General features: G+C 55.3%; 13 protein-coding genes and 1 other annotated feature. Of the genes, 9 read left to right on the forward strand and 4 right to left on the reverse strand.

What is annotated here, in order from left to right; genetic code table 11:
• Positions 1–52: 52 nt before the first annotated feature.
• On the reverse strand, positions 53–1,720 hold the full coding sequence (gene ettA, locus EKN83_RS05480; RefSeq protein WP_045284832.1) for an energy-dependent translational throttle protein EttA: 1,668 nt from the start codon (positions 1,718–1,720) through the stop codon (positions 53–55).
• 227 nt (positions 1,721–1,947) lie between these two features.
• Between ettA and sltY the strand changes: the two genes are divergently transcribed.
• Positions 1,948–3,885, forward strand: coding sequence for a murein transglycosylase (gene sltY / locus EKN83_RS05485; RefSeq protein ID WP_095449616.1), 1,938 nt, complete (start codon positions 1,948–1,950; stop codon positions 3,883–3,885).
• Between the two features lie 55 nt (positions 3,886–3,940).
• Positions 3,941–4,267 carry a trp operon repressor gene (gene trpR, locus EKN83_RS05490; RefSeq protein ID WP_025758051.1) on the forward strand — a complete coding sequence of 109 codons (327 nt, stop codon included), beginning with the start codon at positions 3,941–3,943 and terminating at the stop codon, positions 4,265–4,267.
• Here the strand turns inward: trpR and yjjX are convergent.
• Positions 4,264–4,779: an inosine/xanthosine triphosphatase gene (gene yjjX / locus EKN83_RS05495; RefSeq protein ID WP_025758050.1), complete on the reverse strand. Its 516-nt coding sequence runs from the start codon at positions 4,777–4,779 to the stop codon at positions 4,264–4,266. The genes trpR and yjjX overlap by 4 nt on opposite strands.
• Before the next feature lie 50 nt (positions 4,780–4,829).
• On the opposite strand from yjjX, the gene gpmB reads away from it, so the two are divergent.
• Entirely contained in the window at positions 4,830–5,477 is a 648-nt protein-coding gene (gpmB, locus tag EKN83_RS05500; RefSeq protein ID WP_008502057.1) for a 2,3-diphosphoglycerate-dependent phosphoglycerate mutase GpmB, read from the forward strand.
• Here gpmB and robA read toward each other — a convergent pair.
• Positions 5,474–6,343, reverse strand: a complete 870-nt coding sequence (gene robA, locus EKN83_RS05505; protein ID WP_025758049.1) for an MDR efflux pump AcrAB transcriptional activator RobA — start codon at positions 6,341–6,343, stop codon at positions 5,474–5,476. The genes gpmB and robA overlap by 4 nt on opposite strands.
• 211 nt (positions 6,344–6,554) lie before the next feature.
• On the opposite strand from robA, the gene creA reads away from it, so the two are divergent.
• Positions 6,555–7,028: a protein CreA gene (creA, locus tag EKN83_RS05510; protein ID WP_045284830.1), complete on the forward strand. Its 474-nt coding sequence runs from the start codon at positions 6,555–6,557 to the stop codon at positions 7,026–7,028.
• A 46-nt stretch (positions 7,029–7,074) separates the two neighbouring features.
• On the opposite strand, the gene arcA is transcribed toward creA, so the two are convergent.
• A complete protein-coding gene (arcA, locus tag EKN83_RS05515; protein WP_003856501.1) occupies positions 7,075–7,791 on the reverse strand; it encodes a two-component system response regulator ArcA in 717 nt (238 codons plus the stop codon).
• A gap of 95 nt (positions 7,792–7,886) precedes the next feature.
• Between arcA and yjjY the strand changes: the two genes are divergently transcribed.
• The 5 genes from yjjY (at position 7,887) to thrB (ending at position 12,867) form a co-directional block, all read left to right on the forward strand.
• Positions 7,887–8,027, forward strand: a complete 141-nt coding sequence (yjjY, locus tag EKN83_RS05520) for a protein YjjY (protein ID WP_085928893.1) — start codon at positions 7,887–7,889, stop codon at positions 8,025–8,027.
• 399 nt (positions 8,028–8,426) lie between these two features.
• Positions 8,427–9,113, forward strand: a complete 687-nt coding sequence (locus EKN83_RS05525) for a tRNA/rRNA methyltransferase (protein ID WP_025758046.1) — start codon at positions 8,427–8,429, stop codon at positions 9,111–9,113.
• A 211-nt stretch (positions 9,114–9,324) separates the two neighbouring features.
• Positions 9,325–9,393, forward strand: a complete 69-nt coding sequence (gene thrL / locus EKN83_RS05530) for a thr operon leader peptide (protein ID WP_015572623.1) — start codon at positions 9,325–9,327, stop codon at positions 9,391–9,393.
• Positions 9,332–9,449: a sequence feature (Thr leader region), on the forward strand. Its footprint overlaps the gene before it by 62 nt.
• Positions 9,450–9,473: 24 nt before the next feature.
• Positions 9,474–11,936: a bifunctional aspartate kinase/homoserine dehydrogenase I gene (thrA, locus tag EKN83_RS05535; RefSeq protein ID WP_095449619.1), complete on the forward strand. Its 2,463-nt coding sequence runs from the start codon at positions 9,474–9,476 to the stop codon at positions 11,934–11,936.
• A gap of 1 nt (position 11,937) precedes the next feature.
• On the forward strand, positions 11,938–12,867 hold the full coding sequence (gene thrB, locus EKN83_RS05540) for a homoserine kinase (protein WP_047957721.1): 930 nt from the start codon (positions 11,938–11,940) through the stop codon (positions 12,865–12,867).
• Positions 12,868–12,870 lie beyond the last annotated feature (3 nt).

A 12,870-nucleotide genomic window follows, 5' to 3' on the forward strand; every position in this document is an offset into this window, starting at 1 on the left:
GGGGGAGAGGGAGCAACCATAAAAAACGGCAACCGAAGTTGCCGTTTTGCTTTTATTTCGCAATACGCTTGTACTTAATACGCTTCGGCTCCAGCGCGTCTGCGCCCAGCGTGCGTTTCTTGTACTCTTCGTATTCGGTGAAGTTACCTTCGAAGAACTCCACTTTACCTTCATCCTGGTAGTCCAGAATGTGGGTCGCGATACGGTCAAGGAACCAACGGTCGTGCGAGATAACCATCGCGCAGCCCGGGAACTCCAGCAGGGCGTTTTCCAGCGCGCGCAGGGTTTCGATGTCCAGGTCGTTGGTTGGTTCATCGAGCAGCAGTACGTTACCGCCCACCTGCAGCAGCTTCGCCAGGTGCAGACGACCGCGCTCACCGCCGGACAGCTCGCCTACGCGTTTGCCCTGGTCGGTGCCTTTGAAGTTAAAGCGGCCAACGTAGGCGCGGCTTGGCATCTCGGTGTTGCCGATACGCATGATATCCAGACCGCCGGAAACTTCTTCCCACACGGTTTTGCTGTTATCCATCGCGTCACGGAACTGGTCAACGGACGCCAGCTTCACGGTTTCACCCAGGGTGATAGAACCGCTGTCAGGCTGTTCCTGACCGGACATCATGCGGAACAGAGTCGATTTACCCGCGCCGTTCGGACCGATGATCCCAACGATAGCCCCTTTCGGTACGGAGAAAGTGAGATCGTCGATCAGCACACGGTCGCCGTAGGACTTACGCAGGTTGGTCACTTCAACCACTTTATCCCCCAGACGTGCTCCAGGTGGAATAAACAGTTCGTTGGTTTCGTTACGTTTCTGGTATTCGGTATTGTTAAGCTCTTCAAAGCGTGCCAGACGGGCTTTGCCCTTGGACTGACGGCCTTTCGTGCCCTGACGTACCCACTCCAGCTCTTTCTCGATAGACTTACGACGCGCCGCTTCCTGAGACGCTTCCTGCGCCAGACGCTGATCTTTCTGCTCCAGCCAGGAAGAGTAGTTGCCTTCCCATGGAATACCTTCACCGCGGTCCAGCTCCAGGATCCAGCCGGCAACGTTGTCGAGGAAGTAACGGTCGTGGGTAATCGCCACCACGGTGCCTTCGAAGTCGTGCAGGAAGCGCTCCAGCCACGCTACGGATTCCGCATCCAGGTGGTTAGTTGGTTCGTCGAGCAGCAGCATGTCTGGTTTTTCCAGCAGCAGGCGGCACAGCGCCACGCGACGGCGTTCACCACCGGAGAGGTTTGCAATTTTCGCATCCCAGTCCGGCAGACGCAGAGCGTCAGCGGCGCGCTCCAGCTGCACGTTCAGGTTGTGGCCGTCATGCGCCTGGATGATCTCTTCAAACTTGCCTTGCTGTGCGGCCAGTTTATCGAAGTCCGCATCCGGCTCGGCGTATTTGGCATACACTTCATCCAGGCCTTTCAGGGCGTTGACGACTTCAGCAACGGCTTCTTCGACGGACTCACGGACGGTGTGTTCCGGGTTCAGCTGAGGTTCCTGCGGCAGGTAACCAATTTTGATGCCAGGCTGCGGACGGGCTTCACCTTCGATGTCTGTATCGATGCCGGCCATGATGCGCAGCAGGGTGGACTTACCGGCACCGTTGAGACCCAGAACACCAATTTTTGCGCCCGGGAAGAAGCTCAGCGAGATATTTTTAAGAATATGACGTTTCGGCGGAACCACTTTGCCGACACGATGCATGGTATAAACGAATTGAGCCACGTTGGACTTCGCCTCTTTTATCGTAATGAGAATGGAATTCAGCCTCGAAGTGTAGCCTTTTTCCCGTCCTAATCCCAGCCAGGAACGTCGGGAGTGTTAAAACGCGCAAGAAAGGTAAAAAAGTGTCCATGACGTGGCGCGTTGCAGGATGCCTGGTTAGCATAAGTTGATTAGACTTTGACGTGGCAAGACGCTGCAATTGACGAAAAAACAATGAGGAAGAGCTTGTGGAAAAAGCCAAACGGGTGGTCTGGCGTCTGCTGGCTGCCAGCGTATGCGTAATGGCGGTAAGCCAGGCGGTGCATGCCGATTCACTGGATGAACAACGTAACCGCTACGCCCAGATTAAACAGGCGTGGGACAACAAGCAGATGGAGACCGTGCAGGCGCTGATGCCGACGCTGAAGGATTATCCGCTGTATCCGTATCTGGAGTATCGTCAGATCACGGACGATCTCATGAATCAACCGACCGTCACCGTGAATAATTTCATTCAGGCGAACCCGACCCTGCCGCCGGCGCGGACTCTGCAGTCTCGCTTTGTGAACGAACTGGCGCGCCGTGAAGACTGGCGTGGCCTGCTGGCGTTCAGTCCTGATAAGCCGAATACCACCGAAGCCCAGTGTAACTACTACTATGCAAAATGGGCCACCGGTCAGCAGGAGGAGGCCTGGGCTGGGGCGAAAGAGCTGTGGCTGACCGGAAAAAGCCAGCCAAACGCCTGCGATTCGCTGTTTGGCGCATGGCGCGCCTCCGGCAAGCAGGACCCCCTGGCCTACCTTGAGCGCATCCGTCTGGCGATGAAAGCCGGAAACACGCGTCTGGTGACCACGCTGGCGGGGCAGATGCCGTCCGATTACCAGACCATCTCTGGCGCCATTATTGCACTGGCAAACGATCCCAACAGCGTTCTCACCTTTGCGCGCAGTACGGGGGCGACCGATTTTACCCGCCAGATGGCGGCGGTAGCCTTTGCCAGCGTAGCGCGTGACGATGTGGAAAACGCGCGGCTGATGATCCCGCAGCTGGTGCAGGCGCAGCAGCTTAATGAAGACCAAACCCAGGAGTTGCGCGACATCGTTGCATGGCGACTGATGGGCACGGATGTGACCGACGAACAGGCGCGCTGGCGAGACGATGCGATTATGCGCTCAAACTCCACCTCGCTGGTGGAACGTCGTGTGCGAATGGCGCTGGGGACGGGCGATCGCCGGGGGCTGAATACCTGGCTGGCGCGTTTACCTATGGAAGCCAAAGAGAAGGACGAATGGCGTTACTGGCAGGCCGATCTGCTAATGGAGCGCGGTCGTGATGATGAAGCCAAAGAGATCCTCCATGCGTTGATGCAGCAGCGAGGGTTCTACCCGATGGCGGCCGCACAGCGTCTGGGCGAGGAGTACACCTTCCGCATTGATAAAGCGCCCGCGAATGCTAACCCGGCGCTGACGCAGGGGCCGGAAATGGCGCGCGTGCGCGAGCTGATGTACTGGAACATGGACAATACCGCGCGCAGCGAGTGGGCGAATCTGGTGACCAGCCGCACTACCGACGAAAAAGCCCAGCTTGCCCGCTATGCCTTTGATAATCACTGGTGGGATCTGAGCGTGCAGGCGACGATCGCCGGTAAGCTGTGGGATCATCTCGAAGAGCGTTTCCCGCTGGCTTATAACGATCTTTTCGAACGCTACACCCGCGGTAAAGATATCCCGCAAAGTTACGCGATGGCGATTGCCCGTCAGGAGAGCGCGTGGAACCCGAAAGTCCGTTCCCCGGTAGGTGCCAGTGGCCTGATGCAGATCATGCCGGGTACGGCGACGCATACGGTGAAGATGTTTAATATTCCAGGGTACAGCAGCCCGTCACAGCTGCTGGATCCGGATACCAACATTAACATCGGTACCAGCTATCTCCAGTACGTGTATCAGCAGTTTGGCAATAACCGCATCTTCTCTTCGGCGGCCTATAACGCGGGGCCGGGTCGCGTGCGTACCTGGCTTGGCAACAGCGCCGGACGCATCGACGCCGTGGCGTTTGTCGAGAGTATTCCGTTCTCGGAAACCCGCGGATACGTGAAAAACGTGCTGGCGTATGATGCCTACTATCGCTATTTCATGGGGCAGAAAGATACCCTGATGAGCGATGCCGAGTGGCAGAGACGTTACTGATCGGCGTGGGTTGTGTTATGCTGTACTCGCTAATGAGTACAAGAGGCAGCATAACATGACCCCGCATTCCCCGTATTCCTCGGCAATGGCCGAACAACGTCACCAGGAGTGGCTTCGTTTTGTGGAGTTGCTTCGCCAGTCATACGATCAGGATCTGCATTTACCCCTGATGCAGTTGATGCTCACGCCAGACGAGCGCGAGGCGCTGGGCACGCGCGTGCGGATCATTGAAGAGTTGCTGCGTGGTGAGATGAGCCAGCGCGAACTCAAAAATGAGCTCGGCGCGGGCATCGCAACGATTACCCGCGGCTCGAACAGCCTGAAGTCGGCCCCGGTTGAGCTGCGCCAGTGGCTGGAAGCGGTGTTGTTGAAAAATGCCTAACGATAAATCGCGTTGTGGAACGGGCTTAACGCCAGGATTACCGCCTGGTGGTAAACGCCTGAACGCGTCAGCGCGCCGGCGGTAAAGACGCCAATCGCCCCTTCTTTACGGCCAATTTCGTCAATGCCGGTGTACTGCGACATCACCGGCCCGAGCGCTTCACCCGCACGCACTTTTTCCAGAATGATCGCCGGCAGCGGCAGGGTGGCCGAACGTGCTTCACCGCGCTGTTCACGACTTTCAATCACCACCCAGCTAAAGGTTGCGCCTTCATCGATACCGGCTTCAATGGCGACCCAAAAGTCAGCGTCTGGTGCTGCAGCTCTGGCATTTGCCACGCGATTTCGTGCGCCAGCGCGCGTTTCCTCGCTGCCAAACGGCTGTTCAGGAACGCCACTCTCGACGCCGATGGCTTCAATATGGCAGGATCCTGCGCCGAAGATCTCTTCAAATGCCCTTAGAATTGCCTGAATTTTGGCAGGATTAGTGGTAGCAGAGACAACATGGTGCATAATTAAGCTCGATTCAAAAAAAACTCATCGCAGTATAACGGAAAAAAAGCATGTTACAGGTATACCTTGTTCGCCACGGTGAAACGCAGTGGAACGCCGAGCGACGTATTCAAGGCCAGTCAGACAGTCCTCTCACTGAGAAGGGTGTGCAGCAAGCGTGGCAGGTGGCAGAGCGTGCCAGAACGCTGGGCATTACCCACGTCATCACCAGCGACTTAGGTCGCACACAGCAGACGGCGCGCATCATCGCGGACGCCTGCGGCTGTGATGTTATGCTTGAGCCGCGTCTGCGCGAGCTGGATATGGGCGTGCTGGAAAAGCGTCATATCGATACGCTGACTGAAACGGAAGAGGGCTGGCGTCGCACGCTGGTGAACGGTACCGAAGATGGCCGTATCCCTGAAGGTGAATCCATGCAGGAGCTCAGCGTACGTATGCATGCCGCACTGGCGGAATGCCTGAAGCTGCCGGCGGGAAGCCGTCCGCTGCTGGTGAGTCACGGGATTGCGTTGGGTTGCCTGGTGAGCACGATCCTCGGATTACCCGCTTATGCTGAGCGCCGTTTGCGTCTACGTAACTGCTCCATTTCCCGGATTGATTATCAGGAAAGCGCGTGGCTGGCGTCAGGCTGGGTGGTGGAGATGGCAGGGGACATTTCACATCTTGATGCCCCTGCGCTCGATGAACTGCAGCGTTAACGACGTATTGGAATCAGGAATTCCATACGCAGATTGATTGGGCCTTCTTCCGGTTTAGCGTCCTGCGCCGGGTAGTAGCGCTCAATGTCCTGACCCTTACGGCGATTCAGATTCAGCATTGGCATGCAGGTCCCGTAAACGGTCAGGATGAACTCCTGAACACCCGTTCCCAGCCCTTCATAGGCGAACATCACGTACTCGCCACCTTCCAGCACCACAGGCTTTGAACCCTGAATGTAGCCATTGGCCATGTCTGGCGTCAGCGCGGTGGTGTAGAACACCTCCTGCTCGTCATCCTTTTCCTGGCTTGGGTGCGTTTCGTTGAGGCCATACAGAATCGGCGGGATCGCCGGCGCGTGGCTCAGGAAGTCGCGCCAGAACTGGACGCGCATCTGATGACGGAACTCAGAAATCTGCTCAAGGGAGCACGAGTAACTCTGCGTTGTCCCGATCAGATGGGTTTCAGGCAGCGTGACGATTTCGTATTTCGGCATCGCGAACTCGCCCAGACGCAGCGGCGGACGCATACCAAACGAGCTCCAGTCAGGCGAGCGACGATAAAGCGCTGGCGTCAACGAGAACTGTTTTTTAAAGGCGCGGGTGAAGGTCTGCTGCGAATCGAAACGATACTGCAGCGCAATATCCAGGATCGGGCGCGCGGTCAGGCGCAATGCCACAGCAGATTTTGACAGACGACGTGCGCGTATATAGGCCCCGATAGCATGACCGGTGACATCCTTGAACATCCTTTGCAGATGCCACTTGGAATAGCCTGCTTTAGCCGCCACATTGTCCAGTGACAAAGGCTGGTCGAGGTGACCTTCCAGCCAGGTGAGCAGGTCGCGAATAATTCCAGCCTGATCCATATACTATCCTCATCCTTAAAACAGCAGGTGCCTGATAACAGGTTAGCGGATAATAGCATTTTTTGATGTTTTAGCATTCAGTGTTTTTTTTGCGCATTCATGCTTTTTGGCGCACATTATGGGCAAATATATTCTAATCCTGTGATCTTGCTACATTTTTGTCTAAAGTGTTGAATAATCGCTCAGCGTAATTTTTAAGAATGGTAACAATATGAAATACAAGACTTTGATCTTCACCGCATTGATGCTGATGGTCGGGCGCGCCGCCCAGGCTGAACAGATTGGTTCTGTCGATACCGTGTTTAAAATGTTTGGTCCTGACCACAAAATCGTGGTGGAGGCGTTTGACGATCCGGACGTGAAAAACGTCACCTGCTATGTCAGCCGCGCGAAAACGGGCGGGATTAAGGGCGGCTTGGGGCTGGCGGAAGATACCTCCGACGCAGCGATCTCCTGTCAGCAGGTAGGTCCGGTTGAACTGAGCGATAAAATTAAAAACGGCAAAGCGCAGGGCGACGTGGTGTTCCAGAAGCGGACCTCGCTGGTGTTTAAAAAGCTGCAGGTTGTGCGCTTCTACGATGCCAAACGCAATACGCTGGCTTACCTGGCCTATTCTGACAAAGTGGTGGAGGGATCACCGAAAAACGCCATCAGCGCGGTGCCGATTATGCCGTGGCGGGAATAAAAAAAACGGCGCATAAGCGCCGTTTTTTAATACGTTAACTGCGGGATTACTCCTGCAGGTCACCACAGAAACGGTACCCTTCGCCGTGGATCGTGGCGATGATTTCCGGCGTATCAGGCGTAGATTCGAAATGTTTACGAATACGACGGATGGTCACGTCTACGGTACGGTCGTGCGGTTTCAGCTCACGGCCGGTCATTTTCTTCAGCAGCTCTGCACGGGACTGAATTTTGCCCGGGTTTTCGCAGAAGTGCAGCATCGCGCGGAATTCACTGCGCGGCAGTTTATACTGCTCACCGTTCGGGCTAATCAGCGAACGGCTATTGATATCAAGTTCCCAGCCGTTGAATTTGTAGCTATCAACGCTACGACGCTCTTCGCTGACCGTACCCAGATTCATGGTGCGGGACAGCAGGTTGCGTGCACGAATGGTTAACTCGCGAGGATTGAACGGTTTGGTGATGTAGTCATCCGCACCGATTTCCAGGCCAAGAATTTTATCAACTTCGTTGTCACGGCCCGTCAGGAACATCAACGCGACGTTCGCCTGCTCACGCAGTTCGCGCGCCAGAAGAAGACCGTTTTTGCCCGGCAGGTTAATGTCCATGATCACCAGGTTGATATCATTTTCAGAAAGGATCTGATGCATCTCTGCGCCATCGGTCGCTTCAAAGACATCGTAGCCTTCTGCTTCGAAAATGCTCTTCAACGTGTTGCGTGTTACCAACTCGTCTTCAACGATAAGAATGTGCGGGGTCTGCATGTTTGCTACCTAAATTGCCAACTAAATCGAAACAGGAAGTACAAAAGTCCCTGACCTGCCTGATGCATGTCGCAAATTAACATGATCGGCTTAACGTGACTAAAGTACGTAATTGCGTTCTTGATGCACTTTCCATCAACGTCAACAACATCATTAGCTTGGTCTTGGGTACTTTCCCTTTGGACCCGACAGTGTCAAAAACGGCTGTCATCCTAACCATTTTAACAGCAACATAACAGGCTAAGTGACACCAGACACCCAATAAAACTACGCTTCGTTGACATATATCAAGTTCAATTGTAGCACGTTAACAGTTTGATGAAATCATCGTAGCGGAATGCTAGCCTTTGTCACAATTTTTCAATAAACCAACTAGTTGCGGTCATTGATTTATAAACGAAGCGAATCCAATCAGAATAGGGTATTCATACCGCTATTATCATTATAAAACATAGGGATAATAGTGTTCTGTTAACATTCTAACTGATTGTTCAGACAAGGAATAGTTTAGCGTTTTTAATTTGTTATGAAACGCTATTTCGGTGATTTGTGTTGCAATTTTGTAAATTCGCGCTGCGTAATATGTTGAAGCGCATCACATTTCTACCCGCTAACCGATTAAAAAGAGAGCATAAATGCATCTGTCGATTGTACTGGTCGCCCCAGCCAGAGCAGAAAATATTGGCGCTGCCGCGCGCGCCATGAAGACCATGGGTTTTACCGATTTACGTATTGTGGACAGCACCGCCCACCTGGAGCCTGCGGCTCGTTGGGTGGCGCATGGATCAGGCGATATTCTCGATAATATAACCACTTACGACACGCTTGCCGCGGCGTTGCACGACATCTCCTTTACCGTTGCCACCACGGCGCGCAGCCGGGCGAAGTTCCACTATTACGCTACGCCCGCGGAGCTGGTGCCGATGCTGAGTGAGAAAAGCCAGTGGCTGGAGAGAGCGGCGCTGGTATTTGGTCGTGAGGATTCCGGATTAACAAACGAAGAGCTGGAACTCGCTGACGTGCTAACGGGGGCACCCATGGTGGCCGATTACCCCTCCCTGAATTTAGGCCAGGCGGTCATGGTCTACTGCTACCAATTAGCCTCCCTAATACAAATTCCCCAGCCTCAGGCGGAAGGGGCAAATGAAAACCAACTGGCTGCGCTGCGCACACGCGTTGAGCATCTGTTATCCCGGTTAGGGGTGGCGGACGATCGCAAAATGGCGGACTGGCTGCAGCAGCGTCTTGGGCGTCTTGAGCAGCGGGACACCGCAATGTTGCATCGTTTGCTGCACGATATTGAAAAAAAATTGGCCGAGTAAAATGCTGCCATAAGTTTTTACTATGGCGGATAAGTCTGTTGCAAAGGGTTGCATCTGGGGGAATCGGATGAAAATAAATCTGCCTGCAGCGGGACGTGAGAGTCTTCTGAAATGTGATCAAATTAAAAATCCATTGACTTAAGGGTCCCGATCCTTTAACCCTAAAAGAATACAGCACAGACAGATAATAATGACAGAGTACACAACATCCATGAAACGCATCAGCATCACCACCATTACCACAACCATCATCATTACCACAGGTAACGATGCGGGCTGACGCGTACAGGAAAAACAGAAAAAAGCCCGCACCTGAACAGTGCGGGCTTTTTTTTCGGCTAAAGGAAACGAGGTAGAACCATGCGAGTGTTGAAGTTCGGCGGTACATCAGTGGCAAATGCAGAACGTTTTCTGCGTGTTGCCGATATCCTGGAGAGCAACGCCAGGCAGGGGCAGGTTGCGACCGTGCTCTCTGCCCCGGCAAAAATCACGAACCATCTGGTGGCAATGATTGAAAAGACCATCGGTGGCCAGGATGCACTCCCGAACATCAGCGACGCCGAGCGGATCTTCGCTGAACTGCTTCAGGGGCTGGCTGAGGCACAACCGGGCTTCCCGCTGGCACAGCTTAAGTCTTTTGTGGAGCAGGAATTCGCGCAAATTAAGCACGTGCTGCACGGTATTAGCCTGCTGGGTCAGTGCCCGGACAGCATCAACGCGGCGCTGATCTGCCGCGGTGAAAAACTGTCGATTGCCATCATGGCCGGCCTGCTGGAAGCGCGTGGCCACAACGTGACCGTGATCGATCCGGTTGAAAAACTGCTGGCGGTGGGCCACTACCTCGAATCCACCGTTGATATTGCCGAATCAACCCGCCGTATCGCCGCCAGCAAAATTCCGTCTGACCATATGATCCTGATGGCCGGTTTCACCGCCGGGAACGAGAAGGGCGAGCTGGTGGTGCTGGGCCGTAACGGCTCCGACTACTCCGCCGCCGTACTGGCCGCCTGTTTACGCGCGGACTGTTGTGAAATCTGGACTGACGTCGACGGCGTCTACACCTGCGACCCGCGCCAGGTACCGGACGCCAGGCTGCTGAAGTCGATGTCGTACCAGGAGGCGATGGAGCTCTCCTATTTCGGCGCTAAAGTCCTTCACCCGCGTACCATTTCCCCGATTGCCCAGTTCCAGATCCCTTGCCTGATTAAAAACACCGGTAACCCGCAAGCGCCGGGTACGCTGATTGGCGCCAGCACCGATGAAGACGGTCTGCCGGTGAAAGGTATCTCTAACCTGAACAACATGGCGATGTTCAGCGTCTCCGGTCCGGGGATGAAAGGGATGGTCGGCATGGCCGCCCGCGTGTTTGCGGCCATGTCCCGCAACGGTATCTCTGTGGTGCTGATCACCCAGTCCTCTTCCGAATACAGCATCAGCTTCTGCGTGCCGCAGGCTGACTGCCTGCGCGCCCGCCGCGCCCTGGAGGAAGAGTTCTATCTGGAGCTGAAAGAAGAGCTGCTGGAGCCGCTCGCGATTCAGGAGCGTCTGGCGATCATCTCCGTGGTGGGCGACGGCATGCGCACCCTGCGCGGTATCTCTGCCAAATTCTTTGCCGCGCTGGCGCGGGCTAATATCAATATCGTGGCGATCGCCCAGGGCTCGTCAGAGCGCTCTATTTCCGTGGTGGTGGATAACGACGATGCCACCACCGGCGTTCGCGTGGTTCACCAGATGCTGTTCAACACCGATCAGGTCATCGAGCTGTTCCTGATCGGCGTCGGAGGCGTGGGCGGTGCACTGCTGGAGCAGGTGAAGCGTCAGCAGGCGTGGCTGAAGAAGAAGCATATCGATCTGCGCGTCTGCGGGATTGCCAACTCAAAAGCGCTGCTGACCAACGTTCACGGTCTGAATCTGGAAAACTGGCAGGCCGAGATGAAGGAGGCAAAAGAGCCGTTCAACCTGGGCCGCCTGATCCGTCTGGTAAAAGAGTATCACCTGCTTAACCCGGTGATTGTTGACTGTACGTCAAACCAGGCCGTTGCCGATCAGTACGCAGACTTCCTGCGCGAAGGTTTCCACGTGGTCACGCCGAACAAAAAGGCCAACACCTCGTCGATGGATTACTACCACCAGTTGCGTCTGGCGGCGAGCAAGTCGCGCCGCAAGTTCCTCTACGACACCAACGTCGGGGCAGGCCTGCCGGTGATTGAGAATCTGCAGAACCTGCTGAACGCGGGTGACGAGCTGCAGCGATTCTCCGGCATTCTCTCCGGCTCGCTGTCGTTTATCTTCGGCAAACTGGACGAAGGCATGAGCCTGTCGGAAGCGACCCGCGCCGCCCGTGAACTGGGCTACACCGAGCCGGATCCGCGCGACGATCTTTCCGGTATGGACGTGGCGCGCAAGCTGCTGATCCTGGCGCGTGAAACGGGCCGCGAGCTTGAGCTTTCTGATATCGTGATTGAACCGGTACTGCCGGCAGAATTTGACAGCAGCGGTGATGTCGGCGCCTTTATGGCCAGGCTGTCGCAGCTTGACGACGTTTTTGCCGCCCGCGTTGCGAAAGCCCGTGATGAAGGTAAGGTATTGCGCTATGTTGGCAACATTGAAGAAGATGGCGTGTGCCGGGTGAAGATTGCCGAAGTTGACGGCAACGATCCGCTGTACAAAGTCAAAAACGGCGAAAACGCCCTCGCGTTTTACAGCCACTATTATCAGCCATTGCCGCTGGTGCTTCGCGGCTATGGCGCAGGGAACGATGTTACAGCGGCGGGTGTGTTTGCCGATCTGCTGCGTACCCTGTCATGGAAGTTAGGAGTTTAACATGGTCAAAGTTTATGCCCCGGCTTCCAGCGCCAATATGAGCGTCGGATTTGATGTGCTGGGTGCGGCGGTGACGCCGGTAGACGGTTCGCTGTTGGGCGACACGGTGACGGTTGAAGCGGCAGAAAGCTTCAGCCTGAATAACGTAGGGCGTTTTGCCAGCAAGCTGCCGTCGGAGCCACGCGAGAATATCGTCTATCAGTGCTGGGAGCGCTTCTGTCAGGAGATCGGTAAAAACGTGCCGGTCGCCATGACGCTGGAAAAAAGTATGCCGATTGGCTCCGGGCTGGGCTCCAGCGCCTGTTCCGTGGTGGCTGCCCTGGTGGCGATGAACGAGCACTGCGGTAAACCCCTCAACAATAGCCGTCTGTTGGGGCTAATGGGCGAGCTGGAAGGCCGTATCTCCGGCAGCATTCACTATGACAACGTTGCACCGTGCTTCCTCGGCGGCATGCAGCTGATGATCGAAGAAAATGGCATCATTAGTCAGCAGGTGCCAGGGTTTGATGAGTGGCTGTGGGTGCTGGCCTATCCGGGCATCAAAGTGTCTACGGCCGAAGCGCGTGCGATCCTGCCCGCGCAGTATCGTCGTCAGGATTGTATCGCCCACGGGCGTCATCTGGCGGGCTTTATCCACGCCTGCTACACCCGTCAGCCACAGCTGGCGGCGAAACTGATGAAAGACGTTATTGCCGAGCCGTATCGCACGAAGCTGCTGCCTGGCTTTAACGAGGCGCGACAGGCATCAATGGATATTGGCGCGCAGGCATGCGGCATCTCCGGCTCCGGCCCGACGCTGTTTGCCTTATGCGATAAGCCAGACACTGCGCAGCGCGTGGCGGACTGGCTCTCTAAACACTACCTGCAAAATCAGGAAGGCTTTGTTCATATTTGCCGTCTGGACACGGCTGGCGCACGAGTACTGGGATAATTA

Origin of the sequence: Enterobacter sp. WCHEn090032 (genome assembly GCF_003986875.1) — a bacterium.
Taxonomy (GTDB): domain Bacteria; phylum Pseudomonadota; class Gammaproteobacteria; order Enterobacterales; family Enterobacteriaceae; genus Enterobacter; species Enterobacter sichuanensis.